This window comes from Streptomyces sp. NPDC001270 (assembly GCF_042896695.1).
In the GTDB taxonomy this organism is placed as follows: Bacteria; Actinomycetota; Actinomycetes; order Streptomycetales; family Streptomycetaceae; genus Streptomyces.
Genome location: NZ_JBIAXM010000006.1, coordinates 214,958 through 240,562, shown reverse-complemented (window position 1 = coordinate 240,562; position 25,605 = coordinate 214,958). Strand labels below are relative to the sequence as shown.

The window sequence follows — 25,605 nt, the reverse complement described above, 5'->3', positions numbered from 1 at the left end:
ACACGATGAGCGCACCACCCCACGAACGTCGCGCGGCCATCACCGGAATCGGTGTCGTCGCACCCAACGGAACCACCACCGACACCTTCTGGAAGGCCACCCAGCGGGGGCTCAGCGTCCTCGACCGGATCACCCGCGAAGGCTGCGAGCACCTGCCGTTGAAGGTGGCCGGCGAGGTTCGCGCGTTCGACCCGGCGGCGGCGGTCGAGGAGCGCTACCTCGTCCAGACCGACCGGTTCACGCACTACGCGATGGCCGCGGCCGACCTCGCGCTGGAGGACGCCCGGCTGGGCCAGGCCGACACCGCCGACGCGCCGTTCTCCATCGGCGTGGTCACCGCGGCCGGTTCCGGCGGCGGTGAGTTCGGCCAGCGGGAGCTGCAGCGACTGTGGGGTAAGGGCAGCCGGTTCGTCGGCCCGTACCAGTCCATCGCCTGGTTCTACGCCGCCTCCACCGGCCAGATCTCCATCCGTCGCGGCTTGAAGGGCCCCTGCTCGGTGGTCGCGGCCGACGAGGCGGGCGGCCTCGACGCCCTCGCCCATGCGGCGCGGGCGGTGCAGCGCGGCACTGACGCGGTCGTCGCCGGGTCGACCGAGGCGCCACTGGCCCCGTACTCGATGGTCTGCCAGCTCGGCTACCAGGAGCTGAGCACCGTGGACGATCCGCTCCGCGCCTACCTTCCGTTCACGGCCGAGGCCGGCGGGTTCGTGCCCGCCGAGGGCGGTGCCATGGTCGTGGTGGAGGCGGAGCGTACGGCCCTGGAGCGCGGGGCGCCGTTGCGGGCCCTGCTCGCCGGGCACGCGGCGACCTTCACCGGAGCCTCCCGCTGGGAGGATTCCCGGGCCGGGCTCGCCCAGGCGATCCGGGGCGCCCTGGACGAGGCCGGGTGCGCGCCGGAGGAGATCGACGTGGTCTTCGCCGACGCGCTGGGCGTGCCGGCCGCGGACCGCGCCGAGGCGCTGGCCATCGCCGACGCCCTGGGCGCGCACGCCGCGCGGGTACCGGTCACCGCGCCGAAGACCGGCATCGGCCGGGGCTACTGCGCGGCGCCGGTGCTGGACACCGCGGCGGCGGTGCTGGCGATGGAGCACGGACTGATCCCACCCACCCCCAACGTCTTCGACGTCTGCCACGACCTCGACCTCGTGACCTGCCGGGCCCGCAACACCGAACTGCGCACGGCGCTGGTCCTCAGCCGGGGACTCATGGGGTCGAACTCGGCGCTGGTGCTGCGGCGCGGCACCGGTGAACGCGTCTGAAGAACCCGACGCCTTCCGAGGCCGTCACCCGACGCCTCCCCGGAGGCCGTCTCACAGCACTCCCGGAGAGAAGGAGAGAACCGCATGAGTGTCCTCATCACGCTGGAAGAGTTGTCCGGGCTCATGAAGCAGGCCGCCGGGGTCACCGTCGCCCCGCAGGAACTGGAGCAGCGCTCGGACAGTGGCTTCGACGCCCTCGGCATCGACTCGTTGGGCCTGCTCGGCATCGTGGGTGAGCTGGAGAACCGGCACGGCACGCCGATGCCGCCGGACGCGGAGCGCTGCAGGACGCCCCGGCAGTTCCTCGACCTCGTCAACACCACTCTGATGGCAGGAGCCTGACATGGCAGGACACACACAGAACGAGATCGTCATCGGTGCCCCCCTGGACCTCGTCTGGGAGATGACCAACGACCTGGCGAACTGGCCGCAGCTGTTCAGCGAGTACGCGGCGGTCGAGATCCTCTCCCGGGAGGGCGCGAAGACGACGTTCCGGCTGACCATGCACCCGGACGAGAAGGGCACCGTGTGGAGCTGGGTCTCCGAGCGCGAGCCGGACCGCGACACGCTCAGCGTCAAGGCACGCCGGGTGGAGACCGGCCCGTTCGCGCACATGGACATCCACTGGCGCTACGAGGAGGTCGCGGCCGGCACCCGGATGGTGTGGACCCAGGACTTCGCGATGAAGCCGGACGCCCCGGTCGACGACGACTGGATGACCGACAACATCAACCGGAACTCCAAGATCCAGATGGGGCTGATCCGGGACAAGATCGAGAAGGCCGCGGCCGGGCGGCGGTCCACGGCCGCCGTCGCCGACTGAGCGCGGAAGGAACGCACCCGATGCACCAGGCTCTGATCGTCGCCCGGATGGCCCCCGGCTCCGCCCCCGACATCGCCAAGGTGTTCGAGGAGTCCGACCGGGGGGAGCTGCCCCACCTCGTCGGGGTCGTCCGGCGCAGCCTCTTCCAGTTCGGCGATGTGTACATGCACCTCGTCGAGTCCGAGCGCGAGCCCGGACCGGCCATCGCCAAGGTCACCGACCACCCGGAGTTCCGGGGCATCAGCGAGCGGCTCACGGCCTACGTCAGCGCGTACAACCCCGAGACCTGGCGCTCCCCGAAGGACGCCATGGCGCACCGCTTCTATCTGTGGGAGCGCGGCTGACACCGTCTCCCGATACGGAAACACCGGTCGCCGGGCCCGCCGCCGCGGGCCCGGCGACCGGTTTCCGCGTCCGTACCGCCGTGCCGGTGTCCCGTTCAGCCGGGGACATGGCAGTCGAACGCGTCCAGGTACGGGTTGACCGGAGCGGTGCCGTCGACGACCAGGCCGGCCGCGGTCAGCCGGCGCACCATGGAGTCGGTGGTGTGCTTGGCCCCGCCGACGTTGAGCAGCAGCAGCAGGTCCATGGCGGTGCTGAAGCGCATCGAGGGGGTGTCGTCGACGAGGTTCTCGATGACCACGACCCGGGTGCCCGGGCCGCCCGCCGCGACGACGTTGCCGAGCAGCCGCGCCGTGCTCGCGTCGTCCCATTCGAGGATGTTCTTGATGACGTAGACGTCGGCCTCGACCGGCACGGACACCCGCGCGTCGCCGGGCACGACGCGCGCGCGGCCGGCGAGGTCACCGCCCGCGCGCAGCCGCGGCAGGGCATTGGCCACCACGCGCGGCAGGTCGAGCAGACTGCCGTGCATCGACGGGTACTTGTCGAGCAGGCTCGCCACCACATGGCCCTGGCCGCCGCCGATGTCGGCGACCGAGGCGGCGCCGGACAGGTCGAGCAGCGCGGCCACGTCCCGCGCCGACTGCTCGCTGGAGGTGGTCATCGCGCGGTTGAAGACGTCCGCCGACTCGGGGGCGTCCTCGTTGAGGTAGGTGAAGAACTCCTTGCCGTACAGGTCCTCGACCACGTTCCGGCCGGTGCGCACGGCCTCGTCGAGCCGGGGCCAGGCGTCCCAGGTCCACGGCTCGGTGCACCACAGGGAGATGTCACGCAGGCTGTTCGGGTCGTCCTCGCGCAGCAGCCGGGACATGGCGGTGTGCGCGAACGTGCCGTCCGGCCGCTCCTCGAAGACGCCGTAGCAGACCAGCGCCCGCAGCAGCCGGCGCAGCGGCTGCGGCTCGGTCTTCACCGCGGCCGCGAGGTCCGGCACGGCCATGGGGGACTCCCCGAGGGCGTCGGCGACGCCCAGCCGGGCGGCCGCCCGGACGGCGGCGGCACATGCCGCGCCGAACACCAGCTCTCGCAGCCGCATGGACGGCGGTGGGGACGAGGATCCCGCCTTCTCGTGCGGGGCCGAGGGCTTGGAGGTCACGGTCGTCATGTGCCGCCTTCCTTCCTTGGATTGGCCTTGGACTGGCATTGGACTGGCATTGGACTGGCCGGTGGACTGGCCGGTGGACCGGTCCTCGGACCGCCCGGCGGACCGGTCCTCGGACCGCCCGGGGGGCCGGCCGCGGACCGGCCGGCCCCCGGGCTACGGGATGCGACGGACGGCGGTCAGCACATGCCCGCGGGCTTGGAGGCCCGGCAGGAGTTGCCGCTGAACGTGTTGCCCTTGCCGGTGTCGGTGTTGACGAGGTCGGCCGGGGCGTTGCTGTCCAGGACGTTGTCGTTGATCCGGTTCCGCTCGCTGGTGACGCCCACGAAGCTCTTGAACAGGACGATGCCGCCCGACAGCGGCGACTTGCCGGAGTGGCCGGTGATCCGGTTCCGGGTGACCAGAGTGTCCTCGGCGCCGGTCAGGACGATCCCGGAGCCCTGGAGCGCGGGCAGCCGGTCGGTCTTCGGGCAGGACTTGTTGTTCTGCGTGATCTGGTTGTCCTGGACGGTCAGGGCGCCCGCCCGCGGCTTGTTCTCGTCGCCGACGACGAACATGCCGACGCAGTTGCCGGTGACGTAGTTGTCCGAGACGGTGAGGTTGCGCAGACGCCGGACGGTCACGCCGATCCGGTTGCCCTCCAGGCGGTTGCTCTCGACCGCCGCGCCCTTGGTGTCCTTCGCGCCCTGCTCGGCCGAGACGGTGTTGGCGAGGAAGAGGCCCGCGTCGCCGTTCTCCTTGGCGTGGTTGTACCGGAACGCGCCGTGCACGGACTGCTCCTGGGCGATGCCCCAGACGCCGTTCTTGGCGGCGTAGACCCTGGTCACGGTCATCCGGTCGGTCGACGTGCCGAACACCCCGGACCGGGCGAAGCCGGTCACGCTGAGGTCCGCGACGGTGACGTCCCGGACCGGGTGGGCCGTGGTGCCCGTCACGCAGATGCCGTTGCCCGCCGCGGAGCAGCCGGTGGCGGCCTCCTTCTCGGCGGGCTGGAGCACGGTGCCGAGGCCCATGCCGCGCAGGGTCAGGCCGGACTTGCTCACCGTCACGCTCTGCTGGTAGGTGCCGGGGGTCAGCAGGACGGTGTCTCCGGGCCGTGCGGCGTCGACCGCCTTCTGAATGGACTCCCCGGGGTGGACCACGTGGGTCGTGTGGGCGGCGGAGGCCGGGGTGGTACCGAGGGCCGCACCGACGAGCGCCGCGGTGCACGCCAGGTACGCGATGCTGCATTTTGTCATATTCTGCACGCTATGGCCGATGTGCCCGTGGACCGGGTGGATGGGCCGTTCGACGGCGTGTCACCGGCGCAGCGCGCGCCCGATCTCCAACTGGACGGCCTCCAACGGCCGTCCGTCCTCCGTCTCCCACAGGCAGTTCTGCAGCACCCGCCCCAGCGTCCACGCCCGCGCCCGCTCCCGGTCCAGGCCCAGCGCGTCCGTCAGCGCGTCGAAACGCCACCCGGTCTCGGCCGGGTCGTAACGGTTGTCGATCGCCGGGAGCAGATCGAAGCCGGGGTCGCCGGCCAGCGGTTTCGGATCGATGGCCAGCCAGTCGGCCCGGGTCCCCGCGAGCACGTTCTCGAAGTGCAGGTCCCAGTGCAGCAGCCGGTCACCGGGCTCGGCCAGCACCTCGCGCACCGCCGCCGCGCAGTCCCCGACCAGCCGCCGGTCCGCCGGATCCGCGATCCGCTCCAGCGCCCACGGCACCTGCTCCAGCATCTGACGGGCGATGTCGGCCAGCCGGCGCATCCCCGGCGGGGCCGGCACCGCGGTCAGCCGGGCCAGCAGCCCGCCGATGATCCGCACCGCCTCCCGGTCGTCCGGCAGGTCGCTCAGCACCCGGCCCTCGTCGAGCCGCTCCAGCAGCAGCGTGCAGGTCGGCCCGTCGTGCTCCAGCAGCCGTACCGCCCCGTCGCCGTCCCAGATCCGCAGCGCCTCGGGCTCACCCGCGCTCTCCTCGTCGAGCGGCTGGAGCTTCAGCGCGGCCGGTGTCCCCCCGGCGCGCACCACCGGAAGCACCAGCGCGCACACCCCGTACATGGCCGGACCGTCCACCGTCAGCTCCCAGCGCCGCAGGAACTCCTCGGCCCGTCCCGGCAGCTCGGCGATGAAGGAACGCCCCGCCTCCCCGTTGAACTTCTCCTGTGAGGCGGCCAGCTCGCCAGGCACTTCGATCACCTCGCCGACGATACTGACGTGTGTGAACCGGGTCATCCGATTTCGGCGCGGGCTCAGGGCGGCGGCAGCCTACGTCCGCAGCGCCCCGGGGACCTACCTCTGGCTGCTGGTCCTGTTCGCCACCACCATCGCCCTGCACTACATGTCCCCGGCCTTCGAGCAGGCGTTCCTGCGGCACCGCTCGACCAACATCCACGAGCTGTCCCGGGACCCGGTACGGGTGCTGATCACCAGCGCGATGTGGATCGACGGCGAGTACTGGCTGCCGTACGCCGCCCTGTACACGGTCTTCCACGCCCAGGCCGAACGCTGGCTCGGCACCCTGCGCTGGCTCGTGGTCTGCGTCGCCGCGCACGTGCTGGCCACGGTGGCCAGCGAGATGACGCTGCTGTACGCCATCGACGTCGGGGCCGCCCCACGGCGGGCCGCCGACACCCTCGACATCGGCGTCAGCTACGCCCTGGCAGGCGTGGTGGGCGTGCTCACCTACCGGATCGCGGCGCCCTGGCGGTACGGGTACCTGGCGGCCGTACTGATCTTCTTCCTGGTGCCCCTCCTCACCGGCGCCACCTTCACCGACCTCGGGCACATCCTGTCCGTACTGATCGGTCTGGCGTGCTATCCACTGGTCCGGGGCCGCGGAAAAGCATGGAATCCGAAGGAGACACTGACCGCCCTCAGGGGTTAACGTCCGCGCATGAGCAGCTCGGCAAGCAGTGCCGTCAACGGCGGCATCTCCTTCTGGTACGCGGACGACGGCCTTCCCGCGGCCCGCGCGCCCCTGACCGGCGACGCGTCCGCCGACGTCGCGATAGTCGGCGGCGGCTACACCGGACTGTGGACCGCCTACTACCTGAAGAAGACCGCCCCCTTCCTGCGCATCACCGTCCTGGAGCAGAAGTTCTGCGGCTACGGCGCCTCCGGCCGCAACGGCGGCTGGCTCTACAACGGCGTCGCGGGCCGCGACCGCTACGCCCGGCTGCACGGCCACGAGGCCGCCGTACGCCTGCAACGCGCCATGAACGACACCGTCGCCGAGGTCGTCGCGGTCACCGAGGCCGAGGGCATCGACGCCGACCTGCACCGGGGCGGCGTGCTGGAAGTGGCCACCACCCCCGCCCAGCTGGCCCGGCTGAAGGCGTTCCACGCCCATGAGCTGTCCTACGGCGAGCGGGACCGCGAGCTGTACGACGCCCGTGAGACCCGCGAACGGATCCGGGTCGCCGACGCGGTCGGCGCCGCCTGGACCCCGCACGGCGCCCGGCTGCACCCGGCCAAGCTCGTCAAGGGCCTCGCCGCGGCCGTCGAGGCGCTGGGCGTCACCGTCCACGAGTCGACACCGGTGACGGAGATCCGCCAGGGTCACGCCGTCACCCCGTACGGCACCGTGCGCGCCCCCTACGTGCTGCGCTGCACCGAGGGCTTCACCGCCGCCCTGAAGGGCCAGCGGCGCACCTGGCTGCCCATGAACTCCTCGATGATCGCCACCGAGCCGCTCACCGACGAGCAGTGGGCCGAGATCGGCTGGGACGGCCGGGAGACCCTGGGCGACATGGCGCACGCCTACATGTACGCCCAGCGCACCGCCGACGGCCGGATAGCCCTCGGCGGCCGTGGCGTCCCCTACCGCTTCGGCTCCCGCACCGACAACGACGGCCGCACCCAGGACGCGACCATCGACGCCCTCCGCGACATCCTCGTCCGCTTCTTCCCGTCCCTCGCGGGCCTGCGCGTGGCCCACGCCTGGTCCGGTGTCCTCGGCGTGCCGCGCGACTGGTGCACGACCGTCACCCTGGACCGCACGACGGGCCTGGGCTGGGCGGGCGGCTACGTCGGTTCGGGCGTCGCCACCGCCAACCTCGCCGCCCGCACCCTGTGCGACCTGGTCCGGCTGGACTCCGGCCAGGGCTCCCGCACCGCGCTGACGGACCTGCCCTGGGTCGACCACAAGGTCCGCCGCTGGGAGCCGGAGCCCTTCCGCTGGCTGGGCGTGAAGGGCATGTACGCCACCTACCGCGCCGCCGACCGCCGCGAACGGCTCCGCCCGAGCAGCGACTCCTCCCGCCTGGCCCGCTGGGCGGACCGGGTGGCCGGGAGGCACGCGTGATCCGCCCCGCGACCCCCGCCGACGTCCCCGTCATCCACGCCCTGATCCGCGATCTGGCCGTCTACGAGAAGGCCCCCGACGAGGCCAGGGCCACCCCCGGGCAACTGCACGAGGCGCTGTTCGGGCCGCACCCGGCCGTCTTCGCCCACCTGGCCGTGGACGACACGACCGGCGAGCCGGTCGGCTTCGCGCTCTGGTTCCTCACCTTCTCGACCTGGCGCGGCGTCCACGGCATCCACCTGGAGGACCTGTACGTCCGCCCGGAGGCCCGCGGCGCCGGCCACGGCCGCGCCCTGCTCACCGAACTGGCCCGCATCTGCGTACGGCGCGGGTACGCCCGCCTGGAGTGGTCGGTCCTCGACTGGAACGAACCCGCGATCGGCTTCTACCGCAGGCTCGGGGCCGTCCCGCAGGACGGGTGGACGGTGTTCCGGCTCACGGACGGGGCGTTGGGTGAGCTGGGGGCGGGGCGATAGACCCTTGCCGGTGGCGGGTCTATGCCACGGGTACGCCGTCGCGGAGGTAGCGGGGGCGGCCATCTGCTACCGCGTCCAGAGCGGCCGTGAACCGTCGCCGCATACGGTCACCGACCCGGCGCAACGCCTCATCGGGCGCTATGAAAACAGCCTCGGACAGTTCTTCGTCCCGGGGCCGCAACGCGGGAGCCGCACTCATATCGAGGGTGCCCCCGTCGAAGATGAACGCGAGCTGATCGTCCCAGGGACCATGCGGGGCGACCCAGTCGACCACCAGCAGTCCCCGCACGGTCACCCGCAGACCGAGTTCTTCGATGAGTTCCCGGCCCACCGCATCCTCCGGGGGCTCGTTCGCCTCCGCCATCCCGCCGGGCAGGTCCCAGCCTGGCTTGTAGTTCGGGTTCACCAGGAGGACGCGTCCGGCGGCATCACGCAACAGCACGTCAGCGGCCACGCGCTTGCGGGCCTGCTTGGCGTTGCCCTCCGCGAGGTACGCGTTCCACGCTTCAGGGTCGGCAGGGGTGGGGGTGGTGGGCCTCATGCGGAGGTGCCTCCCGATGACGGCGGGATCAGATCGGCCAGCAGCAGCATTCTCGCCCTGCGCGCGTCATCGAAGCGCACCAGGTATTCCCGTACTGGTGGATACTCCTTGTGGCGCTCAAGCAGCCGGCGCAACTCGTCCAGTTGCTGGACGACCCGGACGGATCCGAGGGTGGGGCTCGTGCTCAGCAGCGCATGGGCAGCATGCACGGCGGCGTCCAGTTCCTTGCGCCGCACCCGGATGTCCACCACGGTGATCTGACTCAGGGCGAGCGACCGTGCCCGCCCTTCCTCGCGCAGCACAACGGCCTGTTCGGCCTCCGCCAGTGCCAAGTCGAGCCGTTCGAGGTCGCGCAGGATCAGCGCGGATTCGCTGGCCAGGGCGGCGGCGTCGAACGGGCTCAGCCACGGGTGCGCGGCGTCCGAAGTCCCTTCCAAGTCGCGCCGGGCCTCTTCGAGGGCGCCGGCGGCTGGGGTGTGCTGCGCGGCGGCGGCCAGGGCGCGAGCCTTCATGGTGTGCAGTCTCGCGGTCAGCACCGGAATACGCGGCCCCTGCGCGGCGAGGCCGAGGCCGGCGCGGGCCCACTGCACGGCCGCCGCCGGGTTTCCACTCTGAAGGGCGAGGTGGCTGCTGGAGGCTGCGACGTGCGCTGCAAGCGGGAGGTCACCCGAGGCGCGGGCCAGCGGCAAGGCGCGGGCGAAGTGGCGTTCAGCGAGGGCGTCTTGCCCGGAGTCGTGGGCCATCCACCCGGCCATCTCAGTCAGCGCCGCCGCTGCCGCGAACACCTGCGCGTCGCTGTCGGTGTCGACGAGCCGGGGCGCCACGCGGTCCGACAGATGGCGCACCACAGCCCCGTAGAGACGGCTGCCGCCAGTCTGCCGGTCGGCGCTGCGGAAGTGGTCCATGGCCACGAGATCGTCGCCGTTCGGCGGTGGACGGTCGCCATGCGGGTGTTCCGGTCCCGTCGGTGCGGGCTCCCATGACCGGCGGGCCAACCCCAGCAACCGGCCGGGGATGTGGAAGGCGTCCGCGATCTGTTCGAACACCGTCAGCTTCTCCACCCGGCTCTTGCCGTTCATGTACTCGTAGAGCCGCCCTTGGGTGATGTCGACGGCGGCGGCGAGACGCCGGGTGCTGACGCCTCGGCCGTTGAGCATCCGGAAGACGGTGCCCATGTCCCGCTCGGCGCAGGCGCGTAGGAGCCGCTCATCACTGAGCAGCCCGCCCATGATCACACGAGGGTCTGGTGCTGACTGCTGGTTCATCTCCGACTCCCCCGAGTAGCGGTGAGCCGATGCTATGTCCAGGGGGCCTGGGGTGACTCCGGGTTGGAGTCACCTTCTGGAGTCTCCTGAGCCCTGCACCCCGGCGTTGACTGACTGACAGCCGCCCCCGAGCGGCAGTCCCGCCCACGACGTTCTCCCCCGAGACAAGCGGGCGGGGTCATGCCCCCACGCAGACGCCGAGGCTCACGATGACCAGACTCTCCCAGGAGCAGCACCCCGCAAGTACCACGAGGACCAGCAGCACACCGCCCCTGGCCTGCGCACAGCCGATAAGCCCCTACGCCCGCGTCTACGCTGCACGCCACGACGCCCCGGCCACTTGGAAGCCCGAGCACTTCCGCACGTACCTCGAACTCGGGGGCGTTTCGTGACGATGGCCACCCAACGCCCAGCCGGTATCGGACACCCCCGCTACGCCGAGAACCACCCCCGCACGGCGGAGGCAGCCGCCCAAGCGCGCCGTCTCGTCCGCGCCGCGTTCCGCCTGTGGGACCTCGACCACCTCACCGACCGCGGGGAACTGGTCATCACGGAACTCGTCGGGAACGCCGTCCGGCACACCTCGTGCCCCCTGGTTCGGCTGATCGTCGCGCGCCCCTCCCCGGACTGGGTTCGCCTGGCGGTGGTGGACCGGGCCCCCAGGAAGCTGCCCCGGATTCGAGAGGTCTGCGCCGATGACACGACCGGCCGGGGCCTGTTCCTGGTCGACGCGTACTCCGACCGCTGGGGATACGACCTCATGGGCACCAAGCCGGGCGCCCCGTGGGGCAAGGCCGTGTGGAGCGAACTGGGGATCACCGAACGGTGATCCTCAACCGCCTCGACACCACACCATGCGACCAGGAGCACGTCGGCCGACGCCCCCGCCGGCGCCGATGGTGGCACCGGATCGGGTGGCGGCCGGTCGCGGCCCAGGTGCTCTCCGTCGTCGCGGTCACGGCCTGTGTCGTCTCGCTGATCTGCTGCGGCAGCCGCGGATGATCTCCGGCTGCCGGGCGGTGTTCTCCTCCTTTCCACTCGGCCACTCGCCGACCGGATCACCGGTTCCTCAGTAATAAGGAACGCGGACCGTCCGTGCCGGGCACCAGTCATGAGGAGTACGACCGGAAGCGGTGGGTGCGCTGGTACAGGGGCAAGCGGGCCTCCTGTGCGCTCACACCCCCGCGAGCCTTTATGGGGAGGACAGCGATAGCTGGCCCGTAGGGGCCGAATCTCGCGCCGACCGTCTCCCTGAGGCGGTCGGCAGTCAGCTGCGGACGCCGGTCACCGCGGCCAGCTCACCGACACCGCTCACTCGCGGATGCCGTGAGGACAGGTCGGCGACGATCTGACGGATTGCTGGGCGGTCGCGGACCTCTCCAGGGGAGACGCGCACGGCGGAAAGAAACTCGTGGGCCGCCTGCTCAGGCTTGCCCCACTGCCACCATGCACGGCCGAGATCGGTATGCATCCGCCCTTTGCGCTCGGCGGTGGGGAACTGGTCCGGGTGCAGCGCCCGGCCTGCCTGGAGGGCGGCCCCGGCATCACCCAGTGCCCAGTGAACGCCGACCTCGTAGAGGTCGACGGCGGACGGCGTGATGGAGAACAGACGGCTGGCCGGGGCTTGCTGCGGGAGGTCGCGCGCGGCCTGGGACGCCTCGCGGATCATGGTCAGCGCCTGGTCCCGGTCCCCGGCCCGCGCCGCCGTGTATGAAGTGGTGCACAGCATCTGGGCGTAGGCTGCCGAATGGGCCGGTGTCGTCAGCCCGGTGGCCTCGACCTGGGCGGCAGCGCTCAGGATCAGGCGCTGTGCGGCGCCGGGCTGGCCCTGGTGGCGCAGGACGATACTCAGTTCCCGGGCGGCGGCAGCGGCGGCCAGCGGGGAGCCGGAAAGCTCCGCATGGACGGTGGCGCGGTCTGCGGTAAGACGCGCCCGGTCGTAACGGCCGATCTTGACGAGGAGCTGGGCGGCCAGGCTGTAGCACGACGAGAGCCGGGCGTGTGCAAGGTCCGTCCGGGACCGGGCGGCGTCGTGGGCGTCGGCGAGGAGCCCCGGCAGCGCTTCGAGAAGGTCAGCGTGCCTGCCCGCGTCGAACAGGGAACGCGCCCGCGCAAGGCGGGTATCAAGCGGTACGGCCGAGCCGGTCGGGGCAGGCGTGATCGCTAAGGCGTCGTCCACGCCGACAAGGAGCTGGGAGGGGGCCGCCAGCCCGGCGGCCGCAAGCAGTGTCCGGCGGCGCATGGGGTCCTCCTGGGCGCAACGTGGACCATCGGCCGCCACTTTAGTGGCTTGGAGCACGTTCAATCCCAGTGCCGCACCCAAGACGTACGGCGGCACACCGACCTCTTGGGCGGCCCGGCGCAGGAGGCGCAGGTCAGCCGTTCGGCTGCCGCGTTGCTCCATTCTGGAGACGGTGGAGGCGGAGCAGCCGAGGCGTGCCCCGAGGTCGGCTTGCCGCCATCCCCGACCGACTCGGCCCATGCGGATGAGCCCTCCGGGGTCCTGGTGGTCGACAAGCGTACGGGCCTTGGCGGAACTCCACAGCGGGTCCATGGTGCGCATCGCGCCTCCCACTGGCCGGGGCCGGGCCAATCCACGGTAGCGAGCGCGCGAAGGAGCGTCGACGGTGTGTGCAGGACCTGCAAATTGCCTGCATTGCAGGGTAGTTGCTCACTACTCGTGGCCGTCCGGTGGTGTCCTTCGAGAGCGGGCCCGCTCTGGGTGGCAGGCCCCGACAAAGCCATGGAGGGCAGCATGACGGCAGCAGTGGAGACCAAGGTCCGAGACCCCCAGGACTACGTGAAACGCGACGTGTGGGACCGGGAGATCCAGCTTCTGATGCGGGATCACCCCGTGGACGAGGTGATGGCCAACCGACTGTTCGGCGCGGCGGTCTCGTACCTGATCACGGCCATGGAGAAGTGGGGCCAGGGACTGGAGATGTGCTGTGGCCGCCTGGTCGACCTGGCGGTCCACGTCTTCATCCTGGACACCAAGAACTATCGCGAGTTCTGCGCGGAGCACTTCGACGGCAGGTTCCTGGAGCACATCCCCGAGATCGAGTTCAAGTACGACGGCTCGGTGGAGCGCACTGCGCAGATCATCGCGGACGCGGGCTTCGACGTGGACTGGAAGCTTTGGGAACGGGACTACGGCAAGTGCGGTCCGTGCAGTCCGGGGTCGAACTGCCACTGATCTGAACCGGTCCGGCCCGGGGGCGTCACGAACGCTCCCGGGTCTATTCGCGTGCCCAGCCAGGTGAAGCGGCGCCATTCGCCCATGCGCGGGAGAGAGCCCCGATACGGTGTCCAGCTCAAGGGACATCGGTCACTCCACCCTCCCGAGGAGCTTCATGCCCCACGCGCCCATGACACCGGCCGAGTACTGGGACAAGTACAAGCCCTACAGGGGCGAGGGCACCCAACCGGCGCCGCAGGCCGACCGGTTCGACTGGACGCAGTACCCCGGGCACGGGCCCGGCTCCGAAGTACTCGGCCGCCCCCTCCACGCGCTGGAGCTCGGGCCGGCCGAAGGCAAGGAGGCCGCCCACTTGGCCCTTCAGGGCGTCGAGGTGACCGGCGTCGATTTCTCCCCCGTCCAGGTCGAGCGGGCCCGCGCCTGGTGGAAGGGCACCCCTGGGCTGTCCTTCGCCCAGGGCGAGGCATGCTCCTACCTCTCGTCGGTCCCGGCGGAGTACGACGCGATCTATTCGGTATGGGGGGCCGTGTGGTTCACGGACCCCGAGGACCTGTTCCCGTGCGTCTTCAAGCGACTGTCCCCGGGCGGCGTCTTCGCCTTCTCGCAGGCCGAACCGGTCGCTGGTTCGTACGGTCCTCAGCAGATGCGGGGCAAGTGGCTCGAAGGACGGGAGCGCGAGCTGACGGTACTCCGGTGGCAGTACGCCCCCGAGATGTGGGCCGACATCCTCAAGCGGCACGGCTTCACCGACATTGACGCCCATGTCCTCAAGGCTCCGGAAGCGGGGAACCTGGGCACGCTCATGGTCCGCGCTCAGGTCCCCGCGTAAGGCGGCCCCCCCGCCCTGGGCCTTGCTGAGTGCCAGGACACGAAAGAGCCCCGCACATCTTCAGTACCCGGTGTCGGGACGACGGCCTCAAGGTGCCCGCCGGTCCACAGCACGGCTTCGGCGAACCACGCATCGGGACCGTCCGCGATACAGGAGACCGCCACCAGCGCCGCGGCGTCGTGCCCGTCCACCGCATCCGCCAGAAGCACCCGCACGCGCTCCTCGACCTCCGTACTCAGGCCGCGGTGACCGGTGATACCCACTCGCATTCCGTCCTCCTCCAGATAAATGCGGACAGATGTCTACAGGTAGGCGCCGTGCAACCGCTGGTCGAACTCGCGTAAAGGTGGAAGGAAAGCTGTCGTTGAGCCTGTAGCCGGGTCAGGCTGCCTTCAGCCGGGAGACCTCGCGCGCCCGCTCGTCGAGGGTGCGCACGACCGGCAGCGAGGCGTACGGCTTGAGACCGGTGCGCAGGTTGCGCAGGTGCTCGTCCCCGCGCGCGGAGCTGATCATCTGGTACTCGTCCAGGAAATCGTGCCAGGTGGCACAGGCGGCCTCAACGTGCCGCATGGACATCTGCCGTTGGGCGATCACCCCGAGGCAGTGCACACGGCCCTGACGCTCCTGAGGGTTGCGTGCGGCGTTCGAGCGGCGCAGGGCCTTGACGCTGCCCGGCCCGTCCTTGAGCGACCACCGGACATGGGCCTCGTGGAAATGGTAGGCCGCCTCGTCGTAGCCGCCGACAGCGTCGCGCCGGTCGTCCGCCTGGGCCAGTGCCGTCTCGGTCTCGCGGAGCCGGGTGAGGGCGGTGTGCCGGTCGCCGGTCATCGCGGCGGCGGCGGCCTGCTGCCCGCGCAGGAACGCGATCAGGCGCGGCCCCGACGCGGGGGCGGCTTCGGCGGCGGCGTCCGCCAGCTCCAGCGCCTTCGGGCCGTAGCCGAGGTGGGACGCCTGCAACGACATGCCGCGCAGCGTACGGCAGTAGGTGACGTGGTCCTCGCCGGCACCGGCGAGGTCGAGGGCCCGCAGGTAGTACTTCTGCCCGAGCCCCTGCTTCGTCTCGTACATCGCCATCCACCCCGTGAGGTACACGAAGTCGGAGACAGCTGCCAGCATCGCCTTGCGCACCTGGTCCGAGGCGTCCGCGCGCAGATACGTGCCGATGGTGTTCGTGATGAACGCCGCCGCCATCGGCCGGGCATGACCGGCGCCGATCTCGTCCAGGATGTCGGCGACTTTGTCTGTCATCTTCCGCACGGTCTCGACGTCGCTCATCCCGATCCGGAGAGCGCGCCCCGCACTGGCCTCCTTCACCCGCTGGTCAAGCTCCCCCGTCACCTGGTTGTAGGCAGGCACCACCAGCGTGGCGGCGTACATGCCCGCGGTCAGCACCTTGCGGCGGCCCGGGTCCATGTCCGCATGGCTCAGCGCCATCACTCCCGAAACGACGTCGCGCTCCTCGGCCGGATCGTCCCCCCAGCCGACTTCGGCGGAGGTCACCGGGCGTCCGGCGAGCCGCGAGAGCGCTTCGAGGATCGCGGGCCTCGCTCGCGGTTTCGGCGTGCTGCCCGCGAGCCACTGCGACACGCTCGACTTGTCGTAGTGCAGAACAATCCCGAGTTCTTTCCCGACGGTGTTCGTGCGCCGCGCCAACTGCGCGTTTCCGATCCCCTCCGACTGCATCAGGCCCGCGAGGGCTGTGTTCGGCGTGCGCGATCGTCGTGCCATCGAAACCCCCGAGCTGTGTTCAACCAGTTCAACCCTGCCTCCACTCTGCTCCCTTACCCCGCTGTGCGCAGCGGAGTTGAGTGATTACCGGCCGTTCGGTGACCCGTAGCCGACGGTTGACGGCCGCGCCGGTCCCTTCTGCTCTCCGACCTCCGGGGGGTACCGGCGCGGTGCCCCCCGACCCCCTGCCCAAGGCGTGATCCATGACGATGACGGCGACCAGACCCCGCGCGAACGGGCATCCCGGCTACAGCGAAACCCATCCCCGCACCGAACAGACGGCACCTCTGGCCCGCAGACTGGTCGGCACCGCATGCGCCGCATGGGGTCTTGCGGACGAGGTGACCGGGTCCGCAACACTGGTGATGGCCGAACTCGTCTCCAATGCGATCCGCCATGCCCGGGGTCCCACCGTGCGGATCATCATCGACCGGCCCAGCGACGAGTGGGTGTGTCTGGCGGTCGTCGACCGCGCTCCCCACCGCCTTCCCGAGTTGCTTGCCCTGTCCGCTGAAGAACAGAGCGGGCGCGGGCTGCTCCTCATCGAGGCGCTGAGCGACCGGTGGGGCTACGACCGGCTCGGCCCGGCCTCCCGCCCGTGGGGAAAGCGCTGCTGGGCCGAACTCACCGTGAGCCTGACCGTGAACCTCACCACGAACAGGGCGGACCGGTGATGCCGGACGGCTTGGGCGAGACCCTGAACGACGCCTCCCGTCCGCCGCGTCCGCGCACTCGCCCGCGGCGAACCCGGATCGGATGGCGGCCGGTCGCGGCCCAGGTGCTCTCCGTCGTCGCGGTCACGGCCTGTGTCGTCTCGCTGATCTGCTGCGGCAGCCGCCAATGATCTCCGGGGACGGGCCTCCTCATTCCCCGGCCGCTCACGCCGTGGAGCTGTTCACGACCGTACGACGGCCGCACTTCGCCGAGAGCCGTCCGCTTCGCCCGCGGGCCGACGCTCTGCGCGGGGCGGATCGCGTGCACGCTCCCGAGGCCCGTCGGCGGGGGCGCACCGTCGCGGGTATTGAACCTCCTTCAGTGCAGTGCCGTTTCCCTCTCCGTACCGCCGGCAGCAGAGAAAGAGGAGGAGAGGAACAAGTGGCAGATCAGGTTCCCCCCAATCGCCCGAACCAGCAGTGGCAGACGCCGAGGGACGAGATGTCCGTGTCGGAACTGGCCGCACGCCTGATGAGCGCGTCTCGATCAGGTGATGCGACGGCGGCTCGGGAACTGGGCAACGCGTTGAACAGCAGGCTCGCCACCCGCCCGCCGGGCGGGCCGGCCGCCGACGCGAACGCGACAGTCGCGCGGGCCATTCACCAAACTCGCCCGCCGATACGGCCAATGGACTTGAGTCGTTCACCGGAGGAGGAGCGCGTGGCTGCATCCATGATATCCCGGTTGGTCAATTCCCAGATAAAGTCGGCGAACAAAGGGATGAAGAGGTAGTGGCGACCGACCTCCCGGCTCCGTCACGGACCCGGGAGCGGCACTCCGGCCTCTATGTCGTTTGCCGCGCCACCCAGCCCCGGCCAACCCCTGCCGGCCCCGGGCGCATGACGGTCGAGCGGATACCGATACCCCACGGAAAGACGTCACTCCGGGACGCGGTCACTTCGTGAGGTGAGGCGGACACCCCGCCCTCGGGTATGGCCCGGTGATACGGCCCCGGGCCGGTCACGGTTCCAGGACCACCTTGCCGATCGTCCCGCGTGTCTCCAGTGCCCGGTGGGCGGTCGCCGCCGCGGCGAGCGGGAAGCGGGTGACGGCGGGGCGCAGCCGTCCCGCGGCAGCCTCCGCGAGGGCGCGCAGCTCCAGTGTGCGCACCGGGTTGGCGCCGCCCGCGCGGCCCAGCATCACCGGGCCGAGTACCTGATCGGAGACGCCTTCGACGAGGTGGCCGCGGCCCGTGCCGATGCCCTCCGCCGACCAGCCGAAGACGATGTGCCGCCCGCCGTCGCCGAGGAGCGCGACCGACTCCCGGGCCACGTCCCCGCCCACTCCGTCGAAGACGACCGTCGCCCGTCGCCCGCCCAACTGCGCGCGGACCACGGCCGGCCAGCCGGGATCCGTGTAGTCGACGGCGATGTCGGCGCCGTTCGCCCGTACCCGCGCGACCTTCTCGGGCCCGCCCGCGAGCCCGACCACCGTCGCTCCGGCGTGCCGCGCGTACTGCACCAGCAGCGTGCCGATGCCGCCGGCCGCAGCCGGGACGACGACCACCGAGTCCGGGTCCAGCTCGGCGAACTGCACGATTCCCATCGCCGTACGGCCCGTGCCGATCATGGCGACCGCCTCGGCGAAGTCCAGGTTCTCCGGAATGTCGTGGACCCGCTCGACGTCGGTGACGGCCAGTTCGGCGTAGCCCCCGGGGACGGACCCGAGATGGGCCACCACGCGCCGGCCGAGCCAGAGCCCGGCGACCCCCTCGCCGAGCGCGTCCACGACACCGGCCACCTCACGCCCCGGTACGGTCGGCAGAACGGGCGGTTCGGGCAGCGGGCCCCGGTGCCCCTCACGCAGGAAGGCGTCGAGGAGGTGGACCCCCGCGGCGGCCACGGCGATGCGGACCTGGCCAGGTCCGGGGGCGGGGTCGGCGACCTCCTCGTGGACCAGGTTCTCGGCCGGGCCGAAGGCGTGCAGGCGGATGGCGTGCATGGGCTCCCCATCAATGATCCGGTTGATCCGGTGGTTTATGTGGTCATCTGGCTTCTGGGGTGGTTTCTACGGTGGTTTTGGTGGTTTCCATCCTTCCGTTGGCGTGGGTGCGGCAGGCCGGTGGTGGCGCGTGCGCCGGTCCCTGCGTGCCGAAGCCACTCTTCGACCTCAAGCGCGCTTGAGGTCAAGCCCGCCGGAGGCCGAGTGTGCGGTGGCCGAGGGCCAGCGACGTGGCGGTGAGTGCGCTGTTGAAGGACACCTCCGACAGGACGCCGGGCGCCGCGACCTGGTCGCCGACGAGATACACCCCGTCGCCGCGGTCGATGCCGGGCCGGTCGCGCCAACTGGTGCCCGGCAGGTCGAGCGCCCCGGTGCGGCCCCTCGCGACCGCCTCCCGCCGCCAGGTCACCCGCCCGCGCCAGCCCTCGAAGCCGAGGTCGAGCAGTTCCTCGGCGCGGGCCACGCCGTCCGCCCGTGACGCGCCCGGCCCGATCGGGAGCTGCCCCTGGATCAACTGCTCACCGGCCGGGGCGAGGGAGCGGTCCGCGGCGGTGCACCGCTCCAGCCAGCCGGGCGCGTCGAGATCCGACACCACGAAGGCGTCCCCGCGCCGGGTGCGCACCGCCACGTCGACCAGGACCGTGCACCCGCTGGGCCAGACCAGCGCGTCGTCGCCGAGCAGCCGGCGGGCGGCGGCGAGCGACGTGGCGACGATCACCGGTGTGCCGGTGGGCAGGGTGTCGACGCGGGACAGCGTCTCCATCCGTACCCCCAGGTTCCAGGCCCGCGCGGCCATCCGGTCGATGACGCTCGCCCAGCCGCCACGCGGAAAGTGCGCCTCCGGCGGCAGCCGGGTCGCCCGGCGCAGGCGCTCCTGCACGAAGGCGGCCGACAGCGCGCCCGGATCGTGGTGGAAGAGGGCGACGGCGGAGTAGTGCGCGGCGGCCAGTGCGCCCTCCTCGCCCGCGACCTTCGTCGCCCAGCCGAGGAAGTCCCGGTCCACGGGGGCCGCCGGGGCACCGGGGCGCAGCAGCTTGAGCATCGCGAACGGCGGGGTGCGGCGCAGCACACCGTGGTGGCGCAGCCGCAGCCGGGCCGCCTCCAGCGCCGGGAGGGGAGCGAGCGGCCCGAGCAGTCCACGCCGCTTGAGCCACGTCCAGTGCGGGCCGCCGCTGTACAGGGCGTGCGGGCCCTCGTTCGTCCGGTACGGGCCCTCGGCGGTGCGCGCCCGCCCGCCGAGGGTGTGGTGCGCTTCGTACACGGTGACCTTGGCGCCTGCCTCCGCGGCGGTGATGGCCGCGGTGAGACCGGCGAAGCCGCCGCCGACGACGGTGATGCGCCGCGTGCGCTGCATGGCTGGTGTCCTCCCTCGGGCCCGGCGGCCCACGACGGTGTTGGGTGCTCGGACATAGGACTCGGTGAGTCGGCCGGAATGTGACATCGGCGGTGTCGTCGCAGGTCAGGGCGGATTGTCAGAGGTGTGGTGCAGCATGGGCGCATGGTTAGGAGAGCGACTGGTGACGGTGGTGGGTCCGGAGGGCCGGGCCGGAGCGGTGGTGTGCGGGCGGCCCGCCGTCCCGAGCTGCGGCTGCCGCCCCTGGCGCCGTACGACGGACAGGAGCTGGAGCCGGACGGGGACTATGACGGCGTCGCGTTCCAGGAGGCGGACCTGGTCGGTCAGGACGGCGCGGGTGCCCGTTTCATGGACTGCGCGCTGACGGGGTGCGCGCTGGACGAGACGCGGCTGCGCAAGGCCCGGATCCTCGACAGCTCACTCACCGGCATACGGGGCGTGGGCACCGACCTCGCCGAGGCGACCCTGCGCGATGTCGAAGTCGTCGACGCCCGCCTGGGCGGCACCCAGCTGCACGGTGCCGTGCTGGAGCGGGTGCTGATCCGCGGCGGCAAGATCGACTATCTGAATCTGCGTACGGCCAGAGTCAAGGACGTCGTCTTCGAGAGCTGTGTCCTGGTCGAACCGGACTTCGGGGGAGCGCGACTGGAGCGGGTCGAGTTCGTCGACTGCGCGCTGAAGGGGGCGGACCTCAGCGCTGCCACCCTCACGGACGTGGACCTGCGCGGCGCCGCCCCGCTGGAGATCGCCCGCGGGGTGGACCGCCTGTCCGGCGCGGTGCTCAGCACCGGTCAGCTACTGGATCTGGCCCCGCTGCTGGCGGCGGAACTGGGTATTCGGGTGCTGGACTGAGCCACGGTCCGGACCGAGCCACGGTCCGGCGGGGCTCCCCGCCGCCGGGCTCAGGGCAACCGCGGGAAGCGGGCTTGCAGCGTCCACACGGCCGGGTTCTCCGCCAGGGACTCGTGCAGGTCGGTCAGGTCGGCGATCAGGTCGTGCAGGAAGTCCCGTGCTTCGCGGCGCAGTTCGGTGTGGGAGAAGGACAGCGGGGACTCCTCGGCCGGCATCCAGTCGGCCGCGATGTCCACCCAGCCGAAGCGGCGCTCGAAGAAGAGGCGGTCGGTCGACTCGGTGAAGTCCAGTTCCGCCCGCTGCGGCCGGGCCGCCCGTGAGCCAGCCGGATCCCGGTCCAGCCGCTCCACGATGTCGCACAGCGCCCAGGCGAAGTCGAGCACCGGCACCCATCCCCAGGCTGTGGACAACTCGCGGTCCGTCTTGGTGTCCGCGAGGTAGACGTCCCCGCAGAACAGGTCGTACCGCAGCGCGTGGACGTCCGCCCGCCGGTAGTCCGTCTGCGGCGGGTCCGGGAAGCGGTTGGAGAGGGCGTAGCCGATGTCGAGCACGGGGTGATCGTGTCAGAGGCCGTCGCCCTCCCGGACTCCGGGCCTGGACCGGACGTGTGCCGGACGTGTGCCGGACGTGGGCGGACAGGGATCGGGTCCGGCCTCCGGGACCGGACTGGGCGGTGGCCCCGTCTTCGGCTCAGTCCTCGAAATCCTGGGCCACTTCGTCCCAGGGGATGTCGCGCAGGGCTGCGGGAGCGTTGTCGTTCGACGGGATGTCCGGAGTGTCCTGGAACCAGACGACGACCAGGGCGGAGGAGTACCAGCCCGTGTTGTGGGCGGGGTCGATCTCCTTCGAGTCGAAGGCGCCGATGCAGGCGACGGCGGGCAAGTCTTCGATGGGCTCGCCCCGGAGCGTGGTCCTGTCGCGGTGGGTGCGCTCGGGAGGTATGAGGTGGACGGGCAGGCCGGGGTAGGCGTCCCGGGCCTTGCGCAGACGGTATTCGATGATGTCGTCGTTGACGCGCTTGGTCGGTGCGCCTTCGAGCAGTCCGGCGTACGTCGAGTCGAGCCGCAGCGAGGTGAGGGCGATGCCACGGCGGGACGAGAGGGTGAGGTAGGTCAGCGGCATACCCGGAACCCTATGCCCGGAACCCAACGCCGCCGGGCCGGTTGCGAGTTGGCGCCGCCTGCCGCCTGCCGCCTGCCGCCTGCCGCCTGCCGCCTGCCGCCCGACGGCTCCGCCCGCCCGACGGCTCCGCCCGCCGTCGGGAGCGTCCGGAGCCTCGGGAGCGTCAGTCCGCGTGCCCCGCGTCCTCCAGGGCCGCTCGCCGCGAGAGGCGTTCCGCGGACGGTGCCGCGGACGGGTGCGGTACGGTCCCGCGCACCCTCTCGAAGCGGCTCGGGAACGGGTACTTGCGTTCCAGGAAGCCGCGGATGGCGGCGCGGGCCGCGGTCCTGGCCTCCGGCGCGGTGTCCACGTCGTTGAGGCAGAAGAAGTCGACGTCCTCCCCGGCCGCGAGGCGGGCCAGCCGCCGCCGCATGTCCGGGGTGCCCAGCTGTACGTAGCGGAAGCGGTAGTCGGCCGGGACCGCCCGGCCGGTCGCGATCGCCCAGTGGTGGTGCAGCGTGGACGCCGGAGCGACGTCGGTGGTGGAGCGGAAGCGGGAGTACGAGGTCCGCTGGAGCTCCTCGATGGCCAGGTGCTCCATCTCGTTCATGACCGACAGCAGCTGGGGATGCGGGGTGTGCAGCGACTTGTGCGTGATGTACCTGCCGTGGAAGCGCCTGATCACCTCGCGGGTGTTCTTCCCGGCGGAGTTCGGCGCGGGCTCCACCGGGTGCGGGGCGCCGACGCCGAGTTTCAGCGGGGACAGCGGGATCCGGGCGATGCCGTTGCCGTGGAAGAAGTGCTCGGCGCGCACCGGGCGGTTGATGAAGACGTCGTCGTTGAAGTACAGGTAGTGCTCCGAAAGACCCGGTATGTGGTGCAGCCGGCTCTCGATCGCGTGCGAGTTGAAGACAGGCAGGGCGTCGGCCGGGAGGATGTCCCGGTGGTCGACCACGGTCAGGCCCTCCGCGTCCGGGTCCAGCCAGGCGGGGACCTGGGAGTCGGTGACCAGGTAGACGTGCCGGATGAACCCGGCGTACATCTCCAGCGAGCGCAGCGCGTACTTCAGTTCGTCGTGGCTGGTGTAGCGGGAGGCGCCGGTCTCGCGCGGGGCGATGGAGTTGTCGGAGACGGCCTGGTGGGCACGGCGCTTCGCGTCCATCGCCGGGTCGTCCCCGTCGACCCAGGTGTACACGGCGTCGACGGGGAAGCGCACCTCGTCGATGCCCGGCTCGGCGAACGGCACGAACGTCGGCACGCTGCCGCGGCGGGCCGCGACCGAGGCCGGCTGCTGCGCCGACACCGGCAGCACCTCGGACACCCGGTTGCGGCGCGGCGCCACCAGGGCCTGGCCGAAGACGTCCTCCAGCCGGCCGCCGGGCACGGTGACCCAGGAGGGATCCGCGTCCGGGGCGGTGCCCAGGTCCCGGCCGCGACGCCAGAACTCGATGTCGCACCCGGCGTCGAGACCGCTGAGGACCTGCCCGGCGGGGCCGAGCCGCACCACACCGGTACGGAGCACCCTGGCCCGCTTCAGCGCCTTGGGCAGCTTCCCGTCGGCCCACAGCACCGCGGTCGTCACCTCGTCGTCCGGGCCGACGGCGCCGACGTACCCGGCGGTGCGGGCGAAGCGCTGCGCGGCCCGGGCGAGGACGTCGCCGCGGTGGGTCTCCTCGACGCCGATCACCTGCCGCGTGCCGTACCCGTGCTCGGCGGGGACGAGGAAGTAGGGGACGCCGATCGCCTCCAGCAGGGCGCAGACCCGTTCGCGGTCGGTTTCGGCGGCGTCGGCGGTGGTGTAGCCGGCGACCGGCTGTCCGTACAGCCGTACCGTTTTGCAGGTGATCCGGCGCAGCCCGGGGACGGCGGTGCGCAGGCGCCGTCGGGCTCGGGCCGTGCGCAGGGTCCACAGCCGTGCCACCAGCCGGAGCCGGAGGCGGAGCAGCACGTCCCGGACGGCCCGCAGGCCGCTGGGCGCCGCGAGGCGGTGGCGGATATCCATGGGCATGTTCCCGTCAGCTCTGCTTCTCGTAAGGGCTCGGGAACGGGAAGTAGTCCTCCAGGAACTCGCTCATGCGGATGCTGACCTGCTCCCGCTCCTCGGGCGGTACGTCGACGTCGTTGAGGCAGAAGAAGTCGAAGCGGCGGGTGCGGCGCAGGTCGGCCAGGCGTGCCTCGGCGTCCGGGCGGCTGATGTTGACGTACCGGAAGCCGAACTTGCCCGGCACGCCGTGGCCGGTCATCAGCGCGTACTGGTAGAGCAGCGGGGCCGTCAGGGCGATGTCCTGCGGCGAGCGGAACCGGGACGCCGTGGTGCGGCGGATGTCCTCGGGGAAGAGTCCTTCCAGCGACTGGAGCACGTCGCGCCGTTGCGGCAGCGGGGTGTGCATGAAGTTGTTCGTCGTCATCCGCCCGAACTTGTCGAGGAGCAGGCGCCGGACGTTCTTGCTGGCGGAGTTGGTGGCCGTCTCCTCGGCGTGCGGCTTGCCGATGCCGATCTTGAGCGGGGACACCGGGATCTTCATGAGTCCGCTGCCGTGGAAGAAGTGCTCCGGGGTGACCCGGCGGCCCACGAACACGTCGTCGTTGAAGTACAGGTAGTGCTCCGAGAGACCCGGTATGTGGTGCAGCCGGGTCTCGATGGCGTGCGAGTTGAACACCGGCAGGACGCCTTCGGGGAAGATGTCGCGGTGGTCGACGACCGTGATCCCCGCGGCCCGGTCGTCGAGCCAGTGCGGCTTCTGGCCGTCGGTGACGATGTAGATGTGGCGGACGAAGTCGGCGTACATCGCCAGTGAGCGCAGCGAGTACTTCAGCTCGTCGTGGCTGGTGTAGCGGGAGGCGTTGGTCTCCTTGTCCAGGATCTCGGCGGTGCCGCGGTCCTGGTACCGGGCCCGCTTGGCGCGCATCGCCGGCTCCTCGCCGTCCACCCACGTGTAGACGACGTCGACGGGGAAGGTCACGTCGTTCACGGCCGGCAGGGTGAGGGCGGCGAAGGTGGGCAGTTCCCGGTCACCGACGCGGACCGTGGCCGGCTGCTGCTCGGACGCCGGCAGGACGTCCGTGATGCCGTTGTTGCGGGGCGCGATCAGCGACTCGGCGAAGACGTCCTCGGACGCCTGCGGCTGCACCTTGGCCAGCCGCCGGGGCCCTTCTTCGGAGGCGAGGAGCGCCGCCCCGTCCTCCCAGAACTCGACGTCACAGGCGAGTTCCGGCCCGGCGAGCAGCTGGCCCGCGGGCCCGAGGTGGTTCTCCCCGATGCGCAGCGCGGGCGACGTGCGCAGCGGGGCCGGCAGCACGCCGTCCAGGAACAGCGCGGGATGCTTGAGCTTCCCGCCGGGCAGCGGCCTGCCGATGAACACCGCCGTGCCCGCGTTCTGCGTCTCCAGGGCGGTGAGGAAACGCTCCCGGTCGACGGCGTTCACCCCGACGGTGTGCCGGGTGCGGGAGGCCGGCACCAGGAAGTACGGGATGCCTTCGCTCTCCAGCGCGGCGACGACCAGACCGAGGTTCTCGGCGGCTGCCTCGGCCGCGCTGAACCGGGTCACGACCCGTCCGTAGAGCCGCTGGCCGCGGACCGCGACCGGGCGCAGCACCGGATCCGTGACCGCTGCTCGCCGCCGCCGCCGCATGGTGCGCAGCTGCCACACCCGCTCGGCCGCCTCCCGCTCGACTCGCGGCCGCATCCGGCGGGCAAAGGAACGCACGGTCACGTTCTTGGCTCCTGTTCATTAACCT

At 71.4% G+C, this 25,605-nt stretch carries 26 protein-coding genes and 1 pseudogene; 13 read left to right on the top strand and 14 right to left on the bottom strand.

Translation table 11 applies throughout. The features are described from left to right. The first annotated feature begins 5 nt into the window (after positions 1-5). The 4 genes from ACFY2B_RS12945 to ACFY2B_RS12930 all read left to right on the top strand — a co-directional run bounded on the left by ACFY2B_RS12945 (position 6) and on the right by ACFY2B_RS12930 (position 2,426). Complete coding sequence (locus ACFY2B_RS12945; RefSeq protein ID WP_390763177.1) at positions 6-1,259, top strand: ketosynthase chain-length factor; 1,254 nt, start codon at positions 6-8, stop codon at positions 1,257-1,259. Between the two features lie 84 nt (positions 1,260-1,343). After that, the gene (locus ACFY2B_RS12940) at positions 1,344-1,601 is read left to right on the top strand and encodes an acyl carrier protein (RefSeq protein WP_389017530.1); all 258 of its coding nucleotides are present in this window, start codon (positions 1,344-1,346) and stop codon (positions 1,599-1,601) included. A 1-nt stretch (position 1,602) separates the two neighbouring features. Next, the gene (locus ACFY2B_RS12935) at positions 1,603-2,082 is read left to right on the top strand and encodes an SRPBCC family protein (protein WP_390763176.1); all 480 of its coding nucleotides are present in this window, start codon (positions 1,603-1,605) and stop codon (positions 2,080-2,082) included. 20 nt (positions 2,083-2,102) lie between these two features. Next, a complete protein-coding gene (locus tag ACFY2B_RS12930) occupies positions 2,103-2,426 on the top strand; it encodes a TcmI family type II polyketide cyclase (RefSeq protein WP_390763175.1) in 324 nt (107 codons plus the stop codon). A gap of 95 nt (positions 2,427-2,521) precedes the next feature. Here the strand turns inward: ACFY2B_RS12930 and ACFY2B_RS12925 are convergent, their stop codons facing one another. From ACFY2B_RS12925 to ACFY2B_RS12915, 3 genes are all read right to left on the bottom strand, one after another. After that, complete coding sequence (locus tag ACFY2B_RS12925; RefSeq protein ID WP_390763287.1) at positions 2,522-3,517, bottom strand: methyltransferase; 996 nt, start codon at positions 3,515-3,517, stop codon at positions 2,522-2,524. A 245-nt stretch (positions 3,518-3,762) separates the two neighbouring features. After that, complete coding sequence (locus ACFY2B_RS12920) at positions 3,763-4,821, bottom strand: nitrous oxide reductase family maturation protein NosD (protein ID WP_390763174.1); 1,059 nt, start codon at positions 4,819-4,821, stop codon at positions 3,763-3,765. A gap of 60 nt (positions 4,822-4,881) precedes the next feature. Continuing rightward, positions 4,882-5,796, bottom strand: a complete 915-nt coding sequence (locus tag ACFY2B_RS12915; protein WP_390763173.1) for an aminoglycoside phosphotransferase family protein — start codon at positions 5,794-5,796, stop codon at positions 4,882-4,884. On the opposite strand from ACFY2B_RS12915, the gene ACFY2B_RS12910 reads away from it, so the two are divergent. The 3 genes from ACFY2B_RS12910 to ACFY2B_RS12900 are packed head-to-tail and all read left to right on the top strand — an operon-like array spanning position 5,783 to position 8,343. Further along, positions 5,783-6,448 (top strand): rhomboid-like protein, encoded by a 666-nt coding sequence (locus tag ACFY2B_RS12910; protein WP_390763172.1) that lies wholly within the window; start codon positions 5,783-5,785, stop codon positions 6,446-6,448. The two genes, ACFY2B_RS12915 and ACFY2B_RS12910, sit on opposite strands and share 14 nt — an antisense overlap. Positions 6,449-6,457: 9 nt before the next feature. After that, the gene (locus ACFY2B_RS12905; protein ID WP_390763171.1) at positions 6,458-7,867 is read left to right on the top strand and encodes an NAD(P)/FAD-dependent oxidoreductase; all 1,410 of its coding nucleotides are present in this window, start codon (positions 6,458-6,460) and stop codon (positions 7,865-7,867) included. Continuing rightward, positions 7,864-8,343: a GNAT family N-acetyltransferase gene (locus ACFY2B_RS12900; RefSeq protein ID WP_376532696.1), complete on the top strand. Its 480-nt coding sequence runs from the start codon at positions 7,864-7,866 to the stop codon at positions 8,341-8,343. The genes ACFY2B_RS12905 and ACFY2B_RS12900 overlap by 4 nt, the downstream gene beginning before the upstream one ends. 19 nt (positions 8,344-8,362) lie before the next feature. Here ACFY2B_RS12900 and ACFY2B_RS12895 read toward each other — a convergent pair whose 3' ends face one another. Both ACFY2B_RS12895 and ACFY2B_RS12890 read right to left on the bottom strand, forming a co-directional pair. Then, the gene (locus ACFY2B_RS12895) at positions 8,363-8,884 is read right to left on the bottom strand and encodes an NUDIX domain-containing protein (protein WP_376532694.1); all 522 of its coding nucleotides are present in this window, start codon (positions 8,882-8,884) and stop codon (positions 8,363-8,365) included. Next, positions 8,881-10,149 (bottom strand): helix-turn-helix domain-containing protein, encoded by a 1,269-nt coding sequence (locus ACFY2B_RS12890; protein WP_390763170.1) that lies wholly within the window; start codon positions 10,147-10,149, stop codon positions 8,881-8,883. The genes ACFY2B_RS12895 and ACFY2B_RS12890 overlap by 4 nt, the downstream gene beginning before the upstream one ends. A gap of 394 nt (positions 10,150-10,543) precedes the next feature. Between ACFY2B_RS12890 and ACFY2B_RS12885 the strand changes: the two genes are divergently transcribed. After that, the gene (locus ACFY2B_RS12885) at positions 10,544-10,978 is read left to right on the top strand and encodes an ATP-binding protein (RefSeq protein WP_390763286.1); all 435 of its coding nucleotides are present in this window, start codon (positions 10,544-10,546) and stop codon (positions 10,976-10,978) included. Then, positions 10,975-11,151: a hypothetical protein gene (locus tag ACFY2B_RS12880; RefSeq protein ID WP_390763169.1), complete on the top strand. Its 177-nt coding sequence runs from the start codon at positions 10,975-10,977 to the stop codon at positions 11,149-11,151. Before ACFY2B_RS12885 ends, ACFY2B_RS12880 begins: the two co-directional genes overlap by 4 nt. Before the next feature lie 265 nt (positions 11,152-11,416). Here the strand turns inward: ACFY2B_RS12880 and ACFY2B_RS12875 are convergent, their stop codons facing one another. Then, entirely contained in the window at positions 11,417-12,712 is a 1,296-nt protein-coding gene (locus ACFY2B_RS12875; protein WP_390763168.1) for a multiprotein-bridging factor 1 family protein, read from the bottom strand. 192 nt (positions 12,713-12,904) lie between these two features. On the opposite strand from ACFY2B_RS12875, the gene ACFY2B_RS12870 reads away from it, so the two are divergent. Next, a complete protein-coding gene (locus ACFY2B_RS12870) occupies positions 12,905-13,345 on the top strand; it encodes a hypothetical protein (RefSeq protein ID WP_376532688.1) in 441 nt (146 codons plus the stop codon). A 157-nt stretch (positions 13,346-13,502) separates the two neighbouring features. Then, entirely contained in the window at positions 13,503-14,177 is a 675-nt protein-coding gene (locus ACFY2B_RS12865; protein ID WP_390763167.1) for a class I SAM-dependent methyltransferase, read from the top strand. Positions 14,178-14,206: 29 nt separating this feature from the next. On the opposite strand, the pseudogene ACFY2B_RS12860 reads toward ACFY2B_RS12865, so the two are convergent. Then, positions 14,207-14,446, bottom strand: a pseudogene (locus tag ACFY2B_RS12860) (hypothetical protein); the annotation flags it as partial. Between the two features lie 112 nt (positions 14,447-14,558). Further along, positions 14,559-15,905, bottom strand: a complete 1,347-nt coding sequence (locus ACFY2B_RS12855) for a hypothetical protein (RefSeq protein ID WP_390763166.1) — start codon at positions 15,903-15,905, stop codon at positions 14,559-14,561. A gap of 203 nt (positions 15,906-16,108) precedes the next feature. Here ACFY2B_RS12855 and ACFY2B_RS12850 point away from each other — a divergent pair, with 203 nt between their 5' ends. Continuing rightward, positions 16,109-16,579, top strand: a complete 471-nt coding sequence (locus ACFY2B_RS12850) for an ATP-binding protein (RefSeq protein WP_390763165.1) — start codon at positions 16,109-16,111, stop codon at positions 16,577-16,579. A 1,000-nt stretch (positions 16,580-17,579) separates the two neighbouring features. Here ACFY2B_RS12850 and ACFY2B_RS12845 read toward each other — a convergent pair. Next, positions 17,580-18,560, bottom strand: coding sequence for a zinc-binding dehydrogenase (locus ACFY2B_RS12845; protein ID WP_390763164.1), 981 nt, complete (start codon positions 18,558-18,560; stop codon positions 17,580-17,582). Positions 18,561-18,744: 184 nt separating this feature from the next. Beyond that, positions 18,745-19,914, bottom strand: a complete 1,170-nt coding sequence (locus ACFY2B_RS12840; RefSeq protein ID WP_390763163.1) for an NAD(P)-binding protein — start codon at positions 19,912-19,914, stop codon at positions 18,745-18,747. A 144-nt stretch (positions 19,915-20,058) separates the two neighbouring features. Between ACFY2B_RS12840 and ACFY2B_RS12835 the strand changes: the two genes are divergently transcribed. Further along, entirely contained in the window at positions 20,059-20,766 is a 708-nt protein-coding gene (locus tag ACFY2B_RS12835) for a pentapeptide repeat-containing protein (protein ID WP_390763162.1), read from the top strand. Between the two features lie 50 nt (positions 20,767-20,816). On the opposite strand, the gene ACFY2B_RS12830 is transcribed toward ACFY2B_RS12835, so the two are convergent. The 4 genes from ACFY2B_RS12830 to ACFY2B_RS12815 form a co-directional block, all read right to left on the bottom strand. Continuing rightward, positions 20,817-21,317 (bottom strand): hypothetical protein, encoded by a 501-nt coding sequence (locus ACFY2B_RS12830; RefSeq protein WP_390763161.1) that lies wholly within the window; start codon positions 21,315-21,317, stop codon positions 20,817-20,819. 139 nt (positions 21,318-21,456) lie between these two features. Beyond that, positions 21,457-21,888 (bottom strand): hypothetical protein, encoded by a 432-nt coding sequence (locus tag ACFY2B_RS12825; RefSeq protein ID WP_390763160.1) that lies wholly within the window; start codon positions 21,886-21,888, stop codon positions 21,457-21,459. Positions 21,889-22,051: 163 nt separating this feature from the next. Beyond that, on the bottom strand, positions 22,052-23,869 hold the full coding sequence (locus ACFY2B_RS12820; protein ID WP_390763159.1) for a stealth conserved region 3 domain-containing protein: 1,818 nt from the start codon (positions 23,867-23,869) through the stop codon (positions 22,052-22,054). 13 nt (positions 23,870-23,882) lie between these two features. After that, positions 23,883-25,580, bottom strand: coding sequence for a stealth family protein (locus ACFY2B_RS12815; RefSeq protein WP_390763158.1), 1,698 nt, complete (start codon positions 25,578-25,580; stop codon positions 23,883-23,885). Positions 25,581-25,605: the final 25 nt, after the last annotated feature.